The organism is Frischella japonica (assembly GCF_014489845.1).
GTDB lineage: Bacteria > Pseudomonadota > Gammaproteobacteria > Enterobacterales > Orbaceae > Frischella > Frischella japonica.
The window spans coordinates 16,509-39,038 of sequence record NZ_JABURY010000014.1; the positions used below are offsets into that span (position 1 = coordinate 16,509).

The 22,530-nt window shown below is 33.4% G+C and carries 14 protein-coding genes; 8 read left to right on the plus strand and 6 right to left on the minus strand.

Annotation, left to right across the window (positions count from 1 at the left end):
• The first annotated feature begins 4 nt into the window (after positions 1-4).
• Entirely contained in the window at positions 5-1,537 is a 1,533-nt protein-coding gene (locus FcAc13_RS05800) for a Ppx/GppA phosphatase family protein (protein WP_187755270.1), read from the plus strand.
• 16 nt (positions 1,538-1,553) lie between these two features.
• Positions 1,554-1,982, plus strand: coding sequence for an H-NS family histone-like protein (locus FcAc13_RS05805; RefSeq protein WP_187755271.1), 429 nt, complete (start codon positions 1,554-1,556; stop codon positions 1,980-1,982).
• Positions 1,983-1,999: 17 nt separating this feature from the next.
• On the opposite strand, the gene lolE is transcribed toward FcAc13_RS05805, so the two are convergent.
• From lolE to lolC, 3 genes are read right to left on the minus strand one after another with little or no spacing between them, the layout of a single operon-like run.
• Positions 2,000-3,235, minus strand: a complete 1,236-nt coding sequence (lolE, locus tag FcAc13_RS05810; protein WP_187755272.1) for a lipoprotein-releasing ABC transporter permease subunit LolE — start codon at positions 3,233-3,235, stop codon at positions 2,000-2,002.
• A gap of 4 nt (positions 3,236-3,239) precedes the next feature.
• Entirely contained in the window at positions 3,240-3,935 is a 696-nt protein-coding gene (gene lolD / locus FcAc13_RS05815) for a lipoprotein-releasing ABC transporter ATP-binding protein LolD (RefSeq protein WP_187755298.1), read from the minus strand.
• Between the two features lie 10 nt (positions 3,936-3,945).
• Positions 3,946-5,136, minus strand: a complete 1,191-nt coding sequence (lolC, locus tag FcAc13_RS05820; protein WP_187755273.1) for a lipoprotein-releasing ABC transporter permease subunit LolC — start codon at positions 5,134-5,136, stop codon at positions 3,946-3,948.
• Between the two features lie 291 nt (positions 5,137-5,427).
• Between lolC and mfd the strand changes: the two genes are divergently transcribed.
• Both mfd and FcAc13_RS05830 read left to right on the plus strand, forming a co-directional pair.
• Positions 5,428-8,874 carry a transcription-repair coupling factor gene (mfd, locus tag FcAc13_RS05825; protein WP_187755274.1) on the plus strand — a complete coding sequence of 1,149 codons (3,447 nt, stop codon included), beginning with the start codon at positions 5,428-5,430 and terminating at the stop codon, positions 8,872-8,874.
• A 19-nt stretch (positions 8,875-8,893) separates the two neighbouring features.
• The gene (locus tag FcAc13_RS05830; protein WP_187755275.1) at positions 8,894-10,402 is read left to right on the plus strand and encodes a DUF945 family protein; all 1,509 of its coding nucleotides are present in this window, start codon (positions 8,894-8,896) and stop codon (positions 10,400-10,402) included.
• Between the two features lie 330 nt (positions 10,403-10,732).
• Here the strand turns inward: FcAc13_RS05830 and FcAc13_RS05835 are convergent, their stop codons facing one another.
• On the minus strand, positions 10,733-11,350 hold the full coding sequence (locus FcAc13_RS05835) for a riboflavin synthase subunit alpha (protein ID WP_187755276.1): 618 nt from the start codon (positions 11,348-11,350) through the stop codon (positions 10,733-10,735).
• Between the two features lie 187 nt (positions 11,351-11,537).
• Between FcAc13_RS05835 and crcB the strand changes: the two genes are divergently transcribed.
• Positions 11,538-11,912 carry a fluoride efflux transporter CrcB gene (crcB, locus tag FcAc13_RS05840; RefSeq protein ID WP_187755277.1) on the plus strand — a complete coding sequence of 125 codons (375 nt, stop codon included), beginning with the start codon at positions 11,538-11,540 and terminating at the stop codon, positions 11,910-11,912.
• A gap of 241 nt (positions 11,913-12,153) precedes the next feature.
• Here the strand turns inward: crcB and rnd are convergent, their stop codons facing one another.
• Together rnd and FcAc13_RS05850 are read right to left on the minus strand one after the other, a co-directional pair.
• The gene (gene rnd / locus FcAc13_RS05845; RefSeq protein WP_187755278.1) at positions 12,154-13,245 is read right to left on the minus strand and encodes a ribonuclease D; all 1,092 of its coding nucleotides are present in this window, start codon (positions 13,243-13,245) and stop codon (positions 12,154-12,156) included.
• A 2-nt stretch (positions 13,246-13,247) separates the two neighbouring features.
• On the minus strand, positions 13,248-14,408 hold the full coding sequence (locus tag FcAc13_RS05850) for a metallophosphoesterase (RefSeq protein ID WP_187755279.1): 1,161 nt from the start codon (positions 14,406-14,408) through the stop codon (positions 13,248-13,250).
• Positions 14,409-14,480: 72 nt separating this feature from the next.
• On the opposite strand from FcAc13_RS05850, the gene cmoA reads away from it, so the two are divergent.
• The 3 genes from cmoA (at position 14,481) to FcAc13_RS05865 (ending at position 22,506) form a co-directional block, all read left to right on the plus strand.
• Positions 14,481-15,212 carry a carboxy-S-adenosyl-L-methionine synthase CmoA gene (cmoA, locus tag FcAc13_RS05855; RefSeq protein ID WP_187755280.1) on the plus strand — a complete coding sequence of 244 codons (732 nt, stop codon included), beginning with the start codon at positions 14,481-14,483 and terminating at the stop codon, positions 15,210-15,212.
• 130 nt (positions 15,213-15,342) lie between these two features.
• The gene (gene cmoB, locus FcAc13_RS05860) at positions 15,343-16,311 is read left to right on the plus strand and encodes a tRNA 5-methoxyuridine(34)/uridine 5-oxyacetic acid(34) synthase CmoB (RefSeq protein WP_187755281.1); all 969 of its coding nucleotides are present in this window, start codon (positions 15,343-15,345) and stop codon (positions 16,309-16,311) included.
• Between the two features lie 165 nt (positions 16,312-16,476).
• Entirely contained in the window at positions 16,477-22,506 is a 6,030-nt protein-coding gene (locus tag FcAc13_RS05865; RefSeq protein WP_187755282.1) for an alpha-2-macroglobulin family protein, read from the plus strand.
• The last annotated feature ends 24 nt before the right edge of the window (positions 22,507-22,530 follow it).

Below are 22,530 nucleotides of genomic sequence, written 5' to 3' on the forward strand. Positions count from 1 at the left end.
TTGAATGAAAGATTTAAAACAAACATTTAATGAATATGCTGTTGTGGATCTTGGTTCGAATAGTTTTCATATGATCATTGCTAAGAAAATGGATAACTCACTGCAAATCATTTATAAAAATAAACAGCATGTTCAATTGGCAACAGGATTAGATGACCAAAATCAGTTAAGTGCTGAGATTATTCAACGTGGTATAAAGTGTTTAACTTTATTTGCTGAACGATTAAAAAATTTTCCTGCATCTCATGTTAGAGTCATTGGTACATATACCTTACGAATAGCCCGAAATCGTTATCAATTTTTAATGCAAGCGGCCCGTGTTCTGCCCTTTCCTATTGAAGTTGTTTCTGGACAAGAAGAAGCACGCTTAATTTATTTAGGGGCAATTAACAGTGAATCAGTTAAGCAGTCTGATGTCAAATTAGTTATTGATGTTGGCGGAGGTTCGACTGAGATTGCAATTGGAAAAGACCAAATTCCGTCTTTTGTCGAAAGTCGCCCTATGGGGTGTGTAACCTTTGCTAAACAATTTTTTCCCAAACAAATTATTAATAAAGCATCATTTGAACGAGCAAAATTAGCTGCCGAACAACAAGTCGAAAAATTGATTACATCGGTTAAAAGCAAAAACGTATCGATTGCTTTTGGTTCATCAGGTACTATCAAAAGTATTTATAACATATTACTTGATTTAGGAGTAACTGATGGCATCATTACGCCAAAACGTCTTGATGATCTGGTAGCCTATATTTTAGAATTTAAAACCTTTTCTGAAATTGATTTTCCATCATTATCCAACGAACGAAAACAGATTTTTGTAAGTGGCCTTGCCATATTTTATGGTGTATTTAATGCATTTGCTTTACAAGAACTTCATTACACTCATAGTGCTCTTAGAGAAGGTGTATTATATGAATTAACAAATCATAACCAAGGAAATCAAGATATCTGTCAAAAAACGGTCAGTTTCTTAATTAAACATTATAAAATTGATGTTGTACATGCTAGCAAAACGGTTGATATCGCCAAATGGCTATTTTCCCAATGGCAACAATCTTCCAAGATAATAATTGATGAAAAATTAGAATCTTTACTTTATTGGGCTGCATGGCTACATGAAATAGGATTAAGTATTAATTTTTCCAATATTCATAAACATTCTGCCTATATCATAAAAAATTGCAACATGGCAGGGTTTAATGAAGAACAACAATTTTTAATGGCAACATTAATACGTTATCATCGCAAAGCATTCAAGTTGGAAAATATTCCTAATTTCAGTTTATTTGAACAAAAACACGTAATTGTGATGTTACAAATTCTAAGATTAGCGGTTTTAATCAACAATCAACGCTGTGCGACATTAGATGAAAAAGTATTTAAATTAATGACTTTAAATGATAATATTTTCCATCTTGATTTAATAATTGAGCGAAATTTTGCTGAAAAAAATCAATTGATTTTACTTGATCTTGAGCAAGAACAAACCTATTGGCAAGAAAATAAAAACTGGCAGTTAAATTTTATAATAGAATAAAAATAAAAAAATTGTTATGGTTAAAAAGATCCTAATATCCAATAATATTCGTAGTTTAAGAGCTCAAACAAAAAATTTGTCGCTGGAGCTTTTAGAAGATATATATCAAAAACTTAATCAAATTATCCAAGAACGTTATGAACATAACAAACTTGCTCTAGAAAATGTTATCAAATATGATAAAAAACTCGAAACCTATTTGCAGCAAATGAAACAAGATGGAATAGAATTAAATGATTTGTTAAAAAAAGCCGATTTTCCTTCTTTCCGAAAAATTCACAGAGTCAGACCTATTCGTCCACCAAAATATAAATATTTTGATGATTCAGGCAATTTCAGAACCTGGACAGGCCAGGGTAGAATGCCTAAACCTATCCGGATTGCCATCAATTCGGGAAAAAACAAATCACTTAATGACTTTCTTATTGAATTTAGCAACAAATAAACCAATGAAATAGTAAATTAATAACCATTTAAAATTTTAACCGGATCAACGTTACAGGCTCTTCTGGCTGGGTAATAACTGGCAATTAATGTTAATAATAATGAAGTAAAAAATACTATGATTACATCACTTAGGTGAATTTCTGAAGGCAGAAAATCAATAAAATAGATATGACTATTGAGCAACGAATGACCAAGTAATACTTCTACACCTTTCACTATCTGTGATAATTGGCTGGAAATGCTTACCCCTAATACTACACCAACTAAGCTTCCAATTAATCCTGAAATAACGCCATAGCAAATAAATGTTTGGCTAATCAGTCGGTTATTCGCCCCTAATGTTTTAAGAATAGCTATTTCTCGTTGTTTATCCTTAACAGCAATAACCAAAGTTGAAACAATACTAAAACATGCTACACTAATAACGATAATCATAGCAAGATACATAATTTGCCGAATCATTTGAATATCATGGTACATATAACCATAGCTACGTTCCCAACTGGAGGTTAAAATCGGTTGATAGAGATTTAACTTAATGCGATTAATAACGTAATTGGCTTGATAAATATCTTTAACATTAACCTGAATACCCGTGACACTGTCACCTATTTGTAAATATTTCTGAGCATCAATCAGAGGAAGCAAAGCAAGCTCATTACCTAAACTGCCACTAAAATTCATGATACCTACCACTTGCAATCTTATACGTCTAGGTTGTTTTAATTGTCCTGCTGAATCAGAAGAGGGAATCATTAATGTAATCCACTCCCCTTCTTTTACCGCCAATGATTGAGCTAAACCAATACCAATTAAAATTTGTTTACTATTTGGTTTAAATTCTTGCCATCGATTAGCTAAAATATACTTTGGTAAGCGACTAGTTTGTGCTTCCTGTTCAAGATCAATTCCTTGTACTTGTACAGCCTTTAATTTATTACCATTTTCCAATAATCCGGTAAAACGGATAAAGGGAGCTGATGAAATAATTTCTGGATTTTGATCAATTTGTTGTTGAACAGTTCGCCAATTAGTTAATCGTCCATTTGCTGCAAAAAATTCACCATGTGGAATCACGGATAATACTCGGTTATGCAATTCCCGTTCAAAACCATTCATAGCACTTAACCCAATAATTAACGCAGCAATACCAATTGCAATACTGGCGGTCGAAATAACCGAAATCAGGGATAACATAGCACTTTGTTTACGCCCTTTTCTAAATCTTTTTGCCAAAACCAAAGCCAACATAGCATTATCCTTGTTGTTTTAATAATGATAGTGAACCTGAGGTCATAACAAATTGCTGCTGCATTTTTCGCGCCAATTGTAAATCATGAGTAACGACTAAAAATGCTGTACCTTGTTTTTGATTCAAATCGATCAGTAATTCAAATATAGATTCGGCAGTGGCTTGATCTAAGTTACCCGTTGGCTCATCTGCCATAACAATCGACGGATGATTAATTAATGCGCGACCAATAGCAATACGTTGACGTTCCCCCCCCGAAAGTTCCGAAGGGCGATGTTTAGCACGATGTAATAAATTAACCGCTTCCAACATTGCCAAAGCGCGTTCTTGAGCTTCTTGATTGGGAATTCCACTTATCATTAAAGGCATAGCAATATTTTCAAGCGCACTAAAGTCAGAAAGTAGATGATGAAATTGATAAACAAAACCAATTTCTTTGTTACGTAATTTTGCTTTTTCATTTTCAGATAGTTGATTAATTGAGTGAGATCTAAATAAAATATCACCCGAAGATGCACTATCTAAACCACCTAACAAATGCAGTAATGTGCTTTTACCTGAGCCTGAACTGCCAATAATGGATGTTAAGGTATTGGGATAGATATCAAAAGTGATCGATTTTAATACTTCAGTAATGACTTTACCTTCTTGGTAATTTTTACAAAGGTTTAACGTCGATATTAACGGTTGACTTTCCATAGTATATGCATCATTCATAACGCAATGCCTCTGCCGGTTGAATATTAGCTGCACGATAAGCAGGATAAAGAGTAGCAAAAATTGATAATAGAAATAAGGCTAAAAAAACAGTCAGCACTTGCTGAAAATTGACATCTGAAGGTAGTGGAATTCCTGCAAAACTTAATCCAAATTTTGCGAGATACAAAGCAACAATCAAACCAAATAAGCATCCGATTACCGAACCTATAATTCCGGAACTAGCACCTTGAATAATAAAAATTAGCATTGTTCGATGACGATTTAAACCTTGTGTTTTCAAAATCGCGATTTCGTTCTGTTTTTCCATCACCAACAAACTTAAAGAAGTAATGATATTAAAGGCTGCTACAATAACAATCAAACTAATCAATAGAGCCATAACATTTTTTTCCATGCTGATTGCCTGAAATAATTCACCACGCTTTTCACGCCAATCTTCAAATTGCATATTTTTTGGTAATGATTGTGAAACAATATTATCGATAGCTAATGGATTATCTAGCATTAACCGCCAACTGGTTATGGTATTATCAGGATAACGTAGTAATCTGGCTGCATCATGGATATTAAGGTAAATAATTGACTGATCAATATCACGATTTACTGAGAAAATTCCGCTAATTTTAAAAATTCTTTGACTGGGTATTTTTCCAATTGGTGTAATTTGGCTAGCATCTGTCACCATTAATCGTAACTTATCACCTACAGAGACATTTAATGACTCAGCAAGCTTACTACCCACAATAATGTTATATTTTCCTTGTTTTAAGTCTGACAATTTCCCATCATACAAGTAAGGAACAATCGGATCAAATTCTTGAGGATCAATACCAATCATCGTACTCATGGTTAAATTGTTTGGACTTTGAATTATTGCATCACCCGTTACTAAGGGTGTGATGTGCATAATGTGTTTATTTGCAGGAACTATTGAACTGGGATAAGTTGTTAATGACAAACGATGGTCCGCTGTTGTCAATTGCGCTTGAGGAATAAATTGTAAAATATTTCTTTGCATCTCATTTTCAAAGCCATTCATAACTGACATAATGACAATTAAGCCAAATGCACCTAATATAATACCAATCATAGATAGCCAAGAAACAAAGCGACCAAAATTGTCCGCTTTTCGACTAAAAGCATAACGTAAGCCGATATAAAACGGCAATGGATGAAACATATTTATTTCTCTAAAATCAAAAAGATGAGTTTTTCTTGCTTTGATGTTGTGATAAAAATGACTTCATAATATCGGCAAATAAACCTGATATCAAGTGTTAGCTAACGGTGGAATATTTTAAATTGTCAATAATGAACTAGAAATAGCTCAGACCTTAAAATATGTATAAATATACAATAACTTAAATAACGATATAAAAGAGATGCAAATTTAACCATCAAATTTGACTGTAATTTTTAACGTTTACTGTATAATTAGACATTAATTAACGATTTATTTTGATAATTTATTATGTCTAATATAAAAATACCCCATAAATATGGCCAAATACAAGAGTATGGGCAATTAGTGGGGGCAGCCTTTTCTCTTTTTTGCGCTCAAGTACTTGCCCAGCATCAAGGTCCGGTTCTCATAATTACCGATGACATGCAACAAACGACACGTTTGAAAGATGAATTAAAACAATATAATACTAGCTTTCCAACATTATTATTCCCAGATTGGGAAACACTGCCTTATGATAGTTTTTCACCGCATCAAGATATTATTTCTGAACGTTTATCGACCCTTTATCAATTACCCCATCTTTCTAAAGGTGCATTGATAATTCCAATCAATACCTTAATGCAAAAAGTTTGTCCAAACTCCTATTTGGCTGGTCATGTATTTATAATGCAAAAAGGACAACGTTTATCGCGTGAAGGATTAATTTTGCAACTTGAAAATGCCGGCTATCGACATGTAAGTCAGGTAATGGAACATGGTGAATATACAACTCGTGGCGCTTTGTTTGATGTTTTTCCAATGGGAAGTCAAGCACCCTATCGCATCGACTTTTTTGATGATGAAATAGATAGTATTCGTATTTTTGATGTTGAAACGCAACGAACTCAGCAAGTATTTGACCAGATCCAATTATTGCCAGCACATGAATTTCCATTTGACCAGTCGGCGATCGAACTATTTCGTTCACAATGGCGAGAAAAATTTCCAGTTCGACTTGATTCAGAAAGTATATATCAGCAAGTATCAAAACATATCTTACCTACAGGCATCGAATATTGGCAAAGGTTGTTTTTTAATGAACCGCTGATTTCTTTATTTGACTATCTGCCAACCAATACTTTATTAATCACCACCGAACAATTATCAAGTTTTGCTGAAAAATTCTGGCAAGATATTAAAGCGCGTTTTGACAGTCGCAATGTTGACCCGATGCGCCCATTACTCAGACCAGACGAAATTTGGTATAAAGTTGATGAAATATTTTCAAAATTTAAGCAATATCCACGGCTAATTCTAAGTCAACAGCGATTAACTGGTAAAAATGCCACAAATTTGAATTATGATCTATTACCTAATTTAGCAATTCAAATCCAACAGAAAGAACCTTACCAGAATTTCTTACAATTTATTGAAAATTTTTCAGGTAATATCGTCTTTTCTGTTGAATCAGAAGGTCGCCGTGAAGCATTACAAGATATTCTTCATCGTATTAAAATCTTTCCAAAATTGATACAGCGTTTCGAAGAAATCACGCCTCTATCATCTAAACAGTTTTATTTAATGATTGGTGCAAGCGAAAATGGATTTATTGACCACGTTGACAATTTTGCCCTTATTACCGAAAATGAACTCCTTGGCCGACGTATTATCCGTCGTCGAAAAGAGAGCAAACAATCGATTAATACCGATGCTTTAATTGGCAGCTTGGCTGAACTAGTACCAGGAAAACCCGTTGTTCATTTAGAACATGGTGTTGGTCGCTATGCCGGATTAACAACTTTAGAAGCTGGTGGTATTACTGCTGAATATTTAATATTACTCTATGCTAATAACACAAAGCTTTATGTGCCTGTCTCATCATTAAATTTAATCAGTCGCTATTCAGGTGGGGATGAGGAAAATGCGCCTTTAAATAAACTCGGTACTGATGCTTGGAGCAAAGCACGTCTTAAAGCGGCCGAAAAAGTACGTGATGTAGCAGCCGAATTATTGGACATCTATGCTCAACGTGAAACCAAACCTGGTTTTGCATTTAAGCAAGATCGAGAACAATATGAACTATTTTGTCAAAGCTTTCATTATCAGGAAACTGATGACCAATTAAATGCCATTGGCGCAGTGATCGGTGATATGTGTTCTCCCTATGCCATGGATCGACTGGTTTGCGGTGATGTCGGTTTCGGTAAAACTGAAGTGGCAATGCGGGCAGCATTTTTAGCGGTCATCAATCATAAACAGGTTGCCGTCTTAGTTCCCACCACCCTACTCGCACAACAACATTATGAAAATTTCTGTGATCGTTTTGCAAATTGGCCGATTCGAATTGAATCCTTATCACGCTTTAAAACCGTAAAACAACAGCAACAAATTATTCAAGCGCTAGAAGAAGGCAAAGTGGATATTGTAATTGGCACACATAAACTACTACAAGCCGATGTGAAATGGCGTGATTTAGGTTTATTGATAGTTGATGAAGAACATCGATTTGGTGTCAGACAGAAAGAACGTATTAAAGCAATGCGGGCCAATGTCGATATCCTAACCTTAACCGCAACGCCAATTCCAAGAACCCTAAATATGGCAATGAGTGGTATGCGTGATTTGTCCATTATTGCCACAGCACCCGCCAGAAGATTGGCTGTGAAAACCTTTGTACGTGAATATGATAATTATGTTATTCGCGAAGCGATATTAAGAGAAATTTTACGTGGTGGGCAAGTCTATTATTTACATAATGACGTCGCTGATATCGAAAAAATACGCGAAAACATACAAGAGCTAATCCCTGAAGCTAGGGTTGCTGTCGGTCATGGACAAATGCATGAAAGAGAACTAGAACGTGTAATGAATGATTTTCATCATCAGCGATACAACTTATTAATATGTACTACTATTATTGAAACGGGCATTGATGTTCCCAATGCCAATACGATTATTATCGAGCGAGCTGATAAATTTGGTTTAGCACAACTCCATCAGTTAAGAGGACGAGTTGGTCGCTCTTACCATCAAGCTTATGCTTATTTATTAACACCATCACCGAAAGCGCTTAGCAAAGATGCCAAAAAACGGCTTGAAGCAATTGCTTCACTTGAAGATTTAGGTGCAGGTTTTGCTTTAGCTACCCACGATTTGGAAATACGTGGTGCAGGAGAGTTGTTGGGAGAAGATCAAAGTGGCCAAATCGAATCGATAGGTTTTAATTTATATATTGAATTACTTGATGAAGCCGTAAAATCACTTAAATCAGGCAAAGAACCCTCCTTAGAATCACTATTAAATCATCAACAAACGGAAATCGAATTAAGGTTACCTACGTTAATTCCCGATGATTTCATTGCCGATGTCAATACTCGTTTATCGCTATATAAACGTATAGCATCCGTCGAAAACAGTGATCAGCTTACTGACATTAAAATCGAGATGATCGACCGATTTGGCAAACTACCCGATCCAGTCATTTTTTTATTAATAACGACAAAATTTCGTCTAACTGCTCACCAACTTGGGATTACAAAGTTAGAATTAACGGAAAAAGGTGGTTATATTGAATTCGGAACAGCAAATCAAATTGCTATCGATTATCTAATCAGTCTTATTCAAACCGATCCGAGAAGCTACCGTTTAGACGGACAAAATCGCTTAAAATTACTCAAGACCAGTTTAGATAGACAACAACGCATAGATTATATTGATAGTTTATTAGAGCAATTTAAAAATAACAAAGGATGAATGACAAAAGGAAAAAATAATGAAAAAAAAATTAATTACCCTAGGAATTTTAGCAACTATAGGAATAGCTTACACAGGAAGTTCTTGGTATTTTGGTAATAAAATAAGGAGTGAATTTACCCAAAAATTGCCACAAATCGAGAGTGAATTTAATTCATTTTTAAAAGACACATCATCTTTGTTTGATGATATTGAAGTCAAATTATCCATTGCAGAGTATGAGCAAAACATTTTTACCAGTAACATTAAGGTTAAACTTTCATTAAACCGAACTTATGGTTTAGAACTTTATCAACGCGCTGAGTTAACTGAATTAGGCTATGATTTTGAAAAAGAACTGATGAATTTTAACGATGCGCTAACTATTTTCCATGGGCCATTTCCAATCTATAGCTTATTAAACGGTGATGCCATTCCAAAACAAGCAGTGATCACCTATCAATTAAAAAAAGATTTATTTAATAAAGAATTACAAAATGTGGTAGGTAATAAACCCTTACTAAACATGGAAACAAAAATTGATTTTATTGGTAACACAACGACCATTTTAACGACACCAGCTATTAATTATAAATCGGATGAAATGGAAAGAAATACCTTTATTTCTAGTGCAAATAAATTAACCATAAATCAAACCACAGACATGAATAAGTCTGTAAAAGATATCAATTTAAATATTAAAAAGTTTCAATTTTCAATTGCTAATCAATCCTTTTATTTAAAGCTAAATATTGATGATTTATATTTAACCGGCAGCCAAATGGTAGATTTGGTTAAACAAAATATTAACACTAACTTAGATTTTCAATTAAACAATTTAAACCTATTGGTTAATAAGGAGAATTTAGATTTTAACAAGATTAAATTAAAAACTAATGTTAATGGTAAATATTGCATGAATAGTATTAAGAATATTCAATTTGATATCGATCAAATTATCTATGGCAAACAAAATCTTGGACAATTTAATAGCGAGGTCAATTTTATCTGTAATGTTAATATAAACCACGATCAGGAGATTAACCACCAAACAAACAAAATTGAAGTAGATATTGCTAATATGTCTCTCGACACTACGAATGGCAAACTAAGTGCGGCATATAAAATAAAATGGTCTGATCATAGACCAAGCTTTACAACCATGTTAAAAAAAATATTAGATATAATGATTGCCCCTGAAACTGTAATAAATTCCGATTCATACTTACAATATAAAAGGCATATTCAATTACCAGTTAAAGCATTGGCAATGTTATCTGCTAAAACTCGTAATGTAGAAAATGAAACTGTGTTAATTAATCGTGCTTTATATAATCCAAAAACTTGGCTCGGTGCAACAGAAATATCTATAGTAGACGGGAGGATCCATTACCCCTTGTTTTTGATTAATAATGATACTATTGAGAGTAATATTTCATTTTCTACAATTGATAAACAATTTTATATTAATAATAAATCGGTTGATCCATCTTCTCGCTACGAAATCTCCAATAACTTTAGACATAATAGATTTTTTGATAGCTATTGATGAGGTGGCAATAGCGAAAGGAATGGAATAAATGATAGTGGAAAAAAATGGCAAACAGGGTGTAAGAGTTGCGAATGTAAAGCATTTAGGATAGATAGTAAGTAAATCACAATATGAAAATATCCAACATTTATATTTGTCCAGTGAAAGATAATATTTTAGATTGATATAGTCTGTTTTGCTGATGGTTGTGTTTACTAATTAGAAAACCTTTATCATGGAATCGCCCCATAAAAAGAGCCGTTTATTTTAGTCTTGTCATTAGAACGTAAGAACTTAGTCTATCGCATCAGGATATCAATTGTATATCCTGATGCAAATATTAGCGCTTCAATTTCGATCTTCTCGCATAGCTATAATTCGTTCGACCGTATCAACAATAGCTTGTGTTTGGGAATCAATCTCAATATTTACGCAATCCCCCTCTCGTTTATATTTTAAGGTAGTTATGGCTAATGTCTCAGGAATTAAATGAATCAAAAATTGATTATTTTTAACTTCGCCAACCGTTAAGCTAGCGCCATCTATACCAATAAACCCTTTATATAAGACATATTTCATAAATACCAGCGGCATCTCTAATCGCATAGTACAGTTAGTTGCTGTTGTCATGATATTTTTGATTTTAGCCGTACAAGAAATATGCCCTGACATAATATGTCCACCAACTTCATCACCATATCTAGCACTACGTTCAATATTAACAAAATCACCCGCTTTTTTATTACCTAATGTGGTAATGGCAAGCGTTTCTTGCATAATATCAAAATTCACGCTATTAGCTGTAACTTGGGTTACGGTTAAACAACACCCATCATTTGCTATCGAAGCGCCGATTGCAATATTTTTAGTTAAGTGATGTGGAAGTTCCACCTGGATAGTACGTAGTTTATCATGATCAACAATTTTGATGATCTTCCCAACGCCTTGTACAATACCGGTAAACATATATCGATTCCTGTTAAAAAAAGTAATAAGGTTATTTTAGCATTTTTTTCTCTTTTAATAACCTCATACAGCAAAGTGATAATTCATCTTTACCAACATATTATTTACTTAAAGCATGTTATTCTATTGCATGACATCGTATAATAATATCCCTATAAAATAACGAGATAATAAAGGATAGACACTTATGTTAAAAGCCATCGTGGCAATTATTATTGGTTCAAGCTTGGGGGGGTTAAGTCGCTGGTTATTATCTACTCGATTCAATCCACTTTTAACTATCCCATTTGGTACTTTATTATCAAACTTGTTAGCTGGTTATATAATTGGTTATGCTCTGATGTTTTTTACTAATCATCCAAATATTACGCCTGAATGGCGGTTATTGATTATGACTGGTTTCTGTGGTGGGTTATCTACGTTTTCTACCTTTTCGGTTGAGGTAATATTATTTTTTCAACGAGGTCAAATAGGATTAGGTTGTATAACAATTTTAATGCATGTTATTGGATCGTTAGTCATGACTATTTTAGGCATTATGACATTTAACTGGTTAAAATAGATAGTGATAGTGAAGATAATATGCTTAGAACATGATGGTTAACATTCAAGTAGATCATTTCACAGTATTCTTAAACCTAGTATCGAAAACAAGTAAAACAGATTACTTTAGAATATTAATGATTAATATATTATAGCTGGTAATGTTCTAGGAACACGGAGCACATTATTATATTATCTAACACATATATATCTGTTAATATTGAATAAAATTGATAGTTTCAATCGCTAGGTCTCCCAAATTAATTATTTGTCATTAAACGTTGTTTAAATAAAAGGCCTCTCCAGCCAGTTAATAATTCTGGTTGTTCAGTTATTTCATGATGATGCCATTTAACAAATTGTTCGATTTGCCTCTTAGATACCAATAAATCTAAATTGAGTCCCGTTTGCATAGATATTTCATTGGCGGCTTGCTTAATCAAATTCGACCATATTTTATAATCTGGATAATCAACTAATCGTTTGATGGGTTCAGCAGATTCGCATGTCTGATGTAAAATAGCGAGAATTTTATCACCGAAAAGACGTAATGCTTTACCTTTCATTCCTAAAGAAGATAATTCAGCTAAAGATTTAGGTTGATAACGCGCTATTTGCCATAATATCTCCTGATGAATAACAAAATTTAATGCTATATCGTGTGTTTTAGCATAATCATAGCGCCAACTGGCTAATTTTTTTAAATAACCTAATTGAATTGGCCGAAGTTGCCAAGCGTTTTTAATCGATAAGTAAGCATTACTTGGTTGAATGGGTAAATAACGGCGGCGGACAACATTTTGACACTCTTCATAAGCAGCATTAAGCCACCCTTTATCAAATAATAATGACTTTAACTTGAGTATTAAAGGATATAAATAAAACACATCATTTGCTGCATATTGGCATTGTTTCTTAGTTAAAGGTCGTTGTAGCCAATCCGTTAGGGTTTCGCTTTTATCTAATTTAATAGCTAAATATTTATTGACCAATGTAGCATAACCAGTACTCAGTGGGTTATCTAAAAAAGACGCTAATATTTGACTATCCAGTATATTTTCTAATTCAATATTAAAATAATGGCTAAACACTTCAATATCTTCACTACAAGCATGAAAATATTTTTCAATCAAATTATTCTTTAATATTTCAATAAAAGGTTGCCAATTTTCTATGTATAAAGGATCAACTATTGCTAAATTTTGTCCATCATAAACCTGTAACAGTGCTAAACGCGGATAAAATGTTTTAGTTCGTATAAACTCAGTATCTAATGCTAAGCTATGTGACGTTTGAAGCTTTGTACATAGTTGTCGTAATGCCAAGTCATTGGATATAAATTGGTAAGACACAATTAATCCTTATTTTCTATTTGTTTTTTAAAATGTAATTCAGCAACCACGATTTCTGCACGTGTCATTAATCGAATAGGAGGTCCCCATAAACCATAGCCACAAGTCACAATACTGGTAAAACGCTTATTGTCTTTAGGCTGATAAATTCCCCAAGGATTTTGATAAACTTCATTGACAACCAATGTCATTGGAAAAATTTGTCCGCCATGAGTATGCCCGGCAAACATAACATCAATACCAAGATTTTCGGGTTCAATCAAATCGGCAGGTTGATGATCTAATAAAATAATGGGTTTATCTTCATCGACAAAGTTCATAAGGAATGGCAAATCCATACGATGTTCTGAAAGATCATCGCGGCCAATGATCGAAATTCCCGTTTGTTCATCATAATAAACATCATCTAATAAAACTTTCATATTTCCATCCTTGAAAGCATTAATAACATCTTGAGTGGTATTGTAATGATCACGTTCAATACCATAATGCTCATGATTACCAAAAATAATGAAAGTACCATAAGTCGAATGAATTTGGCGAAAGTCTTCCGCTAATTTTTTATCTATAAAAGGTTTTACTTTACCATCAAGGGTATCACCGGTAAAAAACACATAATCGGGGTTAAGATCATTAATATGGGAAACCATATCTTGAATAAACTTTTTCGAGGTAATTTCATTTAAATGAATATCAGATATCTGGACGATTTTTAAACTTTCAACGTTAGCGGGCTTATCCACATTAATATCGTATGTGACAACCCTAGGCTGGCTTGAACAATAGAGTCCAATTAAAAATAAAGAGAAAGAAATGCCGATAAATAGCCCTTGAATGACAATATTCTTGTTATCAGCTCGCTGGAAAATAAATCGCCGGATAAAACGTATAATATCAATTATTACTATTCCCCAAAAGAAACAAATAATGATAGAAAATAATAGATAGCCAATTAATGGTAGCCAGTAATCTGATAAATTACTGAAATGTAAACAACCTAAAAACGAGAAGGCACCAATAAAAATAAATAACCAATAAAGTTTTTTTGCTAAAGTATTAATGTATCCTTCATGATGAATATTAAATAAATTGATTGATCTAAAACCAAGATATAGTGCAACCAAAAAACTGCCTAAAACATCAAATATTAAATTCCAATCCATAAAAATTACATCTATTACCCAAGAATAGTGTTATCATAACAGAATTTTATAAGCAGTTAATATTATTTAATAATGGAACATAAGAAAGACACACTTTTTTTAAACCCCATCGAACAATTGGGTAATTGGACATTTGACGAAAAAGTTGCAGAAGTTTTTCCAGATATGATTCAACGCTCAGTACCTGGCTACACTAATATTCTCGCTATGATAGGCATGTTAGCTAAACGATTTATCACATCAGGTACTAATATTTACGATCTTGGTTGTTCTCTTGGTGCCGCGACCCTATCAATACGACGCAACCTTGATTATAACGATTGTACAATTTATGCCGTTGATAATTCACCAGCCATGATTAAACGCTGCCAAACCCATTTAAGCGCTTATAAAGCCGTTACCCCCGTAAAAGTAATGTGTAGCGATATTTGTGACATCGAAATGCAAAACGCATCGATGATTGTACTTAATTTTACTTTACAATTTTTAACACCTGAAAATCGGCAAAAATTGATCGATAAAATTTATCAAGCACTCATCCCTGGTGGAATTTTAGTTTTATCCGAAAAATTTAGTTTTACTGATCCTATCATTGATCAATTACTGTTTGATATGCATTATGATTTTAAACGCGCCAATGGCTATAGTGAATTAGAAATCAGTCAAAAACGGAGTATGCTTGAAAATGTCATGATTACTGATTCGATTACTACGCATGAGCAACGTTTAAAGCTAGCAGGATTTAATCACATCAGTACTTGGTATCAATGTTTTAACTTTGGTTCAATGATCGCGATTAAATAACCTTAACTGTACTAATAACCGTGAAGTTAGATAGCTTCAATTAACTAAAGTATTTATATCAATAGTAAAAATCAAAGTTTTTAACAAAGCAACGAATTTTTAACCTAAATAAATTAAAGTGAATAAACAAATGATTGATTTTGGTAATTTTTATCAGATTATTGCAAAAAACCATCTTGCCCCTTGGCTTGAAACCTTACCGGCTCAATTAGCTCATTGGCAAAGACAAAACATGGATCATCGATTTCATCAATGGCTTCGTTGCATTGAACATTTACCTAATCTCACACCTGAACATGTCGATTTATTGCACAGCGTAACGGCAAAAAATCGCATCCCCCTTTCGGAAGGAGAGCAAAAAAGAATAATTCATCTATTGATGTCCTTATCACCCTGGCGTAAAGGTCCTTTCTCACTTTATGATATTCACCTCGATGCAGAATGGCGTTCCGATTGGAAATGGCAACGACTTATTCCCTTTATTAGTAGTCTTGCTAATAAAACAGTATTAGATGTAGGATGTAATAGTGGTTATCATTTATGGCGGATGATCGGTGCTGGTGCCAAATTAGCAGTTGGTATTGACCCAATGCCATTGTTCTTGTGTCAATTTGAAGCTATCCGTAAATTATTAGGTAATGACCAACGCGCCCACTTTATTCCTCTAGGTATTGAAGACATGCCGAAATTAGCTGCATTTGATACTGTGTTTTCTATGGGGGTTTTATACCATCGCCGGTCACCATTAGATCACCTGTATCAATTAAAAGAGCAACTTAAAGTTAATGGTGAACTAATTCTTGAAACGTTAGTCATTGATGGTGCAGAAAATCAAGTATTAATGCCGAGTGAACGCTATGCTCAAATGCGAAATGTCTATTTTATTCCATCAATTCCAACAATGAAAATTTGGTTAGCAAAATGTGGCTTTCACAATATTAAGATCGTTGATGTTTCAGTCACTAGTTTAGAAGAACAGCGAAAAACAGATTGGATGACATCGGATTCGTTAGCTGACTTTTTAAATCCTATCGATAATACTAAAACTATTGAAGGTTATCCTGCACCTATGCGTGCGGTATTTACTGCTGTAAAGTAATTTTTTATTTTATAAAAAGTGAATATAATTTATACTAACGCTAAATCGGTTAGTTAAATTTCATTAAATCGATATTAATAAAAAACTTAATATGTTAAGTATATGTTAAGTTTTAACTTTATAAATCCAAATTAAAAAAAATTTTATTGATGATCAGGAAATATAATGGATACCATACGATTCATTTTGCGTCTGCCATACCTTTTACTTCACATTATTTTAGAAGCTTGCTTATATTTTTTATATTTTTTATTATTAATCTTGAAAGGAATGTTATGGTTCTTCAGCCCGATAATTGGTCAAATTGACTGGTCCATTCCCAAATGGTATCCCCGTTCAAAAGTTGTTTACCAAACGACCATTCAAACTATAAGCAAACATAGTACCCTAATAGGAAGCGTTATTTATCTGAGTATTGTGGCGTATGTAAGTGGTAATTATGCATATCATTGGTATTTAAATAGACCAAAACCGATCGAGCCGGCTCCAATCATTATCAATACGTATGGTGTAGATTTTACTAAACCAACCGAGAGCGGTATTATTATCGACCAAAACCCTTATTATAATTCTTTAAAAATCCATTTTACAGGTAATAAACGCTCACCTGCTCCAATTGACAAAATTGGTAAACAAATAACTGAAGGTATCCAAATTACCCCTGAAATCAAGGGTACATGGAAGTGGAATGATCCTAGAACTATCTCTTTCACACCTGAAACAACATGGAATATAGCTGAAAAATATACCGTGACAATGGATGCTTCAAAGTTATTGGATGCCAATAATTTAATCGCTAAAAATAAAGAATCTTTTACATTCACAACAAAAGAATTTATTTTAAATATAAAGAACAAGGAATTTTATCAAAATCCAGTTGATGCAACTGAAAAATTAGGCATTTTTGAAGTTCATTTTTCGCATCCTGTTGATAAAAAATCATTTGAAAATAATCTCAAGTTAGCGCTTTATGAAACAACTGAAGATAAAAACAATACCAGAAAATTCATAAAAAATGTTCATTTAACTACAACTTATAATTCAACTAATACCATCGCTTATATTAAAAGTGAACCTTTGGAATTTGCGGAAAGAGATCAATATTTAATCCTCGATATTACAAAAGGTATAACAAGTAGCTTAGGCGGAAACCTAACAGAATCAGATAGATGGGATCATATCCTAATCCCTAATAAATATCATCTTCATATTAATTCAGCCGAAGTTTCATTAGTCGAAATATCGCAAAACGAAATACGCCAAATATTGACGATAAAAACTAACTATAATATTAAAGCTAATGACTTACAAAAAGCGATAAAAGTATGGCAATTACCGCTTGCTAATTTCAAATATAGTGAAGAATACTATGATAAAATAGATGGTAAGTATAAAACAAAATTCCTTGTTGGAAAAAATACCTTAAATAAATCAAAAATATTACCAACAAAATATGTTGAGACCGGCGATACCAGAACTTATCAAAATCAATTTAGCTTTGAAATCAATGGTGAACAATCACAGCAACTCTATATTACCATCGATCCTTCTTTAATCTCCGAAGGTGGCTATGCCTTTAAAGAGGGCTATAAAAAAATCTTGCGTATAAAACGGTATCCGCAAATTGTCAATTTTGCATCTGCTGGATCTTTATTAAGTTTATCAGGAGAGAAAAAAATCCCGGTTGTTACTCGTAATACTAAAAAATTAAAGTTAGAACTTAAGCGAGTCATTCCTTCACAATTACAACATTTAGTTTCGGATAATGTTAATGAATTTAGTCAAATGCGTTTTGATTATTTAAATACTGATAATTTCGTTGAAAAATACGCTATTGAGAAAGAAATCAAAGGTAATCCACAATCTATCAAATATACTGACTTTGATCTAACACCTTATCTTAAAAAGGATATTGCAAATGATAGTGCTATACGTGGCATTTTCTTATTAAATCTTTATGCTGACAATCCTGATAATAATGGTAAGTACGCTTATTATGATTCGCGCTTTATTATCGTGACCGATTTAGGAATCATTAATAAAAAATCACTTGATCAATCCTATGATCTGTTTGTGCAATCTATCAGTAATGGAGATCCAATTGAAAATGCTAAAGTTTCGCTGTTGGGTGCTAATGGTATTGAAATTACTGCTCAACAAACGGATAGTACTGGACATGTCCATTTTGCTCCTTTGTCAGAATATTACAAAGGAATTAAACCGCTATTATTTTTAATTGAAAAAGATGGTGACATGTCATTCTTACCAATATCTAAGGGGTATAGAGGCTACGATAGACAACTCAATTATTCAAGATTTGATGTTGGTGGAGAATATGAAACACTGGATCGTGGTGAACTTCGCGCACATCTTTTCTCTGACCGAGGTATTTATCGACCAGGTGATACATTTCACATCGGTACCATAATTAAGGCCGATGATTGGAATAAATCATTAAAAGGTATTCGCTTAGAAGCGGATATTTATGATCCTAAAAATAATCTTTTAACAACGAAAAAAATAAAACTCGATGAATATGGATTCAATGAAATTTCATACAAAACAGAAGATAATTCACCTACAGGTAACTGGAATATATATCTTTATTTGAGTAAGCCTAACCACGAAGACGATCGTACTTATTTAGGTTCAACATCCGTCATCATTCGTGAATTTGAACCTGATAAAACAGCAGTTAAAGTACAAATTACGCCACGAAGTGAAAAAGGATGGATTAAACAATCTGAACTTAAAGCACAAATTACGGCAAATAATCTTTTTGGAACACCAGCGCAAGACCGATTAGTTGAAAGTAACTTACATTTATATCCAACTAAATTTTATTTTAAACAATACCTTGATTATGATTTCTTTAGGTATGGTAACAATCAAAGTGATTTCAAAGTTGATCTCGAAGATACCTATACCAATGAAGAAGGCAAAGCTACGGTAAACTTAAATGTTGAAAATTTTGATGGTCAATATGAAGCACGTTTCTTAGCTGACGTTTTTGAGCCTAACAGTGGTCGAAGTGTCGCGGCAACAGATACTATTTTAATTTCTTCTGCAGATTATCTCGTTGGCGGTAAAGCTGATGGTATATTAGATTATATTAAACGTGATACTAAACGTTTATTAAATCTGATCGCTATTAATCCAGAACTTGAAAAAATTAGATTAGATAATTTAAAACTGATTACTTTAGAGAAAAAATATCTCTCTGTTTTGGTAAAACAACCATCTGGAGTCTTTAAATATGAATCAGAACGAAAAAATGTAGTCATTTCAGAAACACCTTTTGAAATAAACGACAAAGGAACCACGTATCAGATTCCAACTGATACACCAGGTAACTTTATTTTACAGATAAAAAATAACCACGATGAAATTGTCTATCAAGTTGATTACTCTATCGCAGGCACGGGCAATGTTACGCGTTCTTTGGATCGTAATGCAGAACTTGCATTAAAGATTGATGCGACCAAATATAAACCTGGTGATGAAATAGAAGTGTCAATTACCGCACCTTATACAGGCAGTGGTATCATCACTATTGAACGCGATAAAGTTTATGCATGGAAATGGTTCAAAACAGATACGACCAGTTCCATACAAAAAATTACTTTACCAAAAGAAGTGGAAGGCAACGCTTACATTAATGTACAATTTGTTCGGGATCCTAATTCAGAAGAAATCTTTATGAGCCCATTAAGTTATGGGGTCGTTCCATTCACAATAACGAACGATAAATTTACCGAAAAAGTGACTTTAGTTGCTCCTGAACAGGTTAAACCTGGTGAGACAATTCCTATCACCGTTACAACAAATAGTATGCAACGAGTCGTTGTATTTGCAGTTGATGAAGGTATTTTACAAGTTGCGGGCTATCAATTAAAGAATCCACTGAAAAGCTTCATCCGTAAAAAAACACTATCTGTTAGAACAGATCAAATTTTAGATCTGATTTTGCCGGAATATAATCGTTTGTTAAAATTATCCGCCCCAGGTGGTGATGATATGCTTAAGGAGGACCAAGATATGTTAAATGGTCATTTAAATCCATTCAAGCGTAAAACAGATGAACCGGTAGTTTATTGGTCAGGAATCATAGATGTTGAAGACCAAAAGAATCTCTCTTACAAAATACCAGAACATTTTAGTGGTAAAATACGCATTATGGCTGTTACTGTCGGTAAAAATACCATCGGAACGGCACAAACTAGTACCACTGTTCGTAATGATTTTGTATTAAGTCCAAATATACCTTATTTTGTTACACCTAATGATGAATTTGAAATCAGTTTAATGGTAGCAAATAACTTAACCGAAATAGGAAATGAAGAAATTCCAATTAAAGTTAAACTCGCTACAACACCACATTTAATGGTCGTAGACGAACCAAGCAAGACGATCAAACTTGCATCGATGAAAGAAGGTACTTTAACTTACCGTCTAAAAGCGACTGATATTCTTGGTAGTGGTGATTTGCAATTTACTGCAACGTATAAAGATAAAATAATATCGAGACAAGTAAGTACTTCAGTACGACCTATCAATCCTTATCGTTTAAAAACAATAATGGGTCGTATGGATGGCAAAACACAGACAATTAACGAGATACGCCAAATGTATCCAGAGTTTGCTGAACAAGATGCGGCCGTTTCTTACTCACCGATGATTTTAGTTAAAGGTCTTACTGATTATCTGGACAATTATGAATACTATTGCTCAGAACAAATTGTCAGTCGTTCCTTACCATTATTAATTGGTAATAAGCACCCTGAATTTAACTTGGTCACCGACAAAACATTACCTTTTAATGGGGTACTACAAAAACTGCAAAGCCGTCAAAATAGCGAAGGCGCTATTGGTTTATGGTATGCCACCTATAACGTTGATCCATATATAACGCTATATACGGTTAATTTTTTACTTGAGGCAAAGGAAGCGGGATTAGTATTACCAAAAGATTTACTCACAAAAGCTAATGAATATACCAAAAGAGTGGCTGAGGGAAGTTTGACTGGTCGCTATAATCTACGATTACGTGCTTATGCTATTTATTTGTTAACCAGACAAAATATCATTACGACAAATTACATTGCTTCAATTATGGAAGATCTCAAAAACAATAAGAATCAATGGTGGGAAACTGATATTACTGCTTTATATTTAGCATCGTCTTATAAAATGCTAAAAATGGATAAGCAAGCGGATAAAATATTATCGCCCGTTTGGAAACAACTAGACAAAGCTTATAATAAAGCCTGGTGGACAAATAATTTTTATGATCCATTAGTAATGGATACAGGTAAAATTTACTTGATTGCTAAACATTTTAATGAAAAAGTAAAAGATATACCTGCTCAAGCGCTTGAAAATATTGCCTTAATGTTGAATCAAGAACGTTATACAACCCATTCAGCAGCAATGACAATGTTAGCTTTAGACAGCTACATATCATCAATCAAGGAACTTGACTTAAAAGAAGATGATCTCACGATTACTAGTACCATACAATCAAATGAAAATGAGCGTAAAAATGTAACGATCGCAAAATTGAAAAAATTGTTAGCTAAAAGTAAATTTAGTGATGAATCATCGGCTATCAGTTTCCATAATATGCAAAATTTACCAGCTTGGTATCTGTTATCGCAAAAGGGTTATGATCGCACTGTTCAACAAGAGCCGATAACTAAAGGTCTCGAAGTTTATCGAGAATACACCGATAAAGATGGTAAAGAAATAAGCACGGTTAAATTAGGTGATATTATTAATGTTACTGTAAGAATCCGTTCATTATCCAAAGAAGGACAAACGAATATTGCCATTGTCGATCTACTACCAGCTGGTTTTGAAGTTGTACAACAAAATGCCTTAAATCGTTCACCTAACAATAGTGAGAACGATGAAGACAGCGAAGAGGAATATGATGACTATGATGGTGAACAATGGATTTCACCTATCGCAACAGGTAACTATACTTGGTATCCAGATTACACTGATGTGCGGGAAGATCGTGTGATTATTTATGGTTCCACCGCTAGCGATAATTTACAAACCTTCAAATATCAGATTAAAGCCACCAATATCGGCGAATATGCAATTCCACCAGCCTATGGTGAAGCAATGTATGATCGCGATATTCAAGCTGTATCAAAAGGTGGTAGTAAAATTACTGTTGAAACACGTTAATCCACCTTTTGTTAAGTGGGTACA